This window comes from Limnobacter olei (assembly GCF_029087225.1).
Classification (GTDB): domain Bacteria; phylum Pseudomonadota; class Gammaproteobacteria; order Burkholderiales; family Burkholderiaceae_B; genus Limnobacter; species Limnobacter olei.
The window spans coordinates 1-627 of sequence record NZ_JARFJD010000060.1 but is presented as its reverse complement, the minus strand read 5'-3'; the positions used below and the strand labels follow the sequence as shown (position 1 = coordinate 627).

General features: G+C 51.8%; 2 protein-coding genes. Both read right to left on the bottom strand.

The features are described from left to right. On the bottom strand, positions 1 to 310 hold a 310-nt coding region (locus PY990_RS16300; protein ID WP_275272490.1), incomplete at its 3' end, for a hypothetical protein. Between the two features lie 5 nt (positions 311 to 315). Beyond that, positions 316 to 627: hypothetical protein (locus PY990_RS16295; RefSeq protein ID WP_275272489.1), on the bottom strand; the 312-nt coding region annotated here is incomplete at its 5' end.

Below are 627 nucleotides of genomic sequence, written 5' to 3'. Positions count from 1 at the left end.
GATCCTGACAAGCATCTGCTCGCGTGACGTGATGACCGTCAGCCCATTGCCTCCTAACCGCCTGAGAAACAATGATGGCGTTCTCACCGGTCGAGCAAAAGTGGGTACCGTGGACACCGTTGTGACCACCCGCAAAGACCTTGACTTCTTCGCCCGTGGACGTATTGCGTAGGGTGTAGCCAACGTCATAGCGCGCCTTCTTTGCGAGAGAATCGGCATCACGAACCACCTCATTAAAATGGCTCGAAAAATGAGATAGAACGGATTTTTCATCATCGTAGATAGTCCCCTGATACCAGTCAAAACGCATCGAATTTACCCCTCAACTTTTTGAATTTTTTTCTTGGGTTGAACTTCCTTGAGAGCCTTGCTGGGCGCGGGTTTCGGCTGTTTTCTTTTAGGGGAGCTGTCCCCCCTGTTAGTAGAGGGGTCCGCAGCTCTCGCAGGGCGTGCTGCGCTAACGCCCTGCACATCCAGCGAGAGCTGGCGAGAATCCGGCATAGAAAGCGCTGTGTTCATTACGACTAATGCCTCCTGAACCTGATCGCGAGCAATCTTTTCAGATTCCTGCAACCCCTCGACAAAAGCCTGCTTTTGTTTGTCAGTTAACTCCGAAAACCCCTTGAG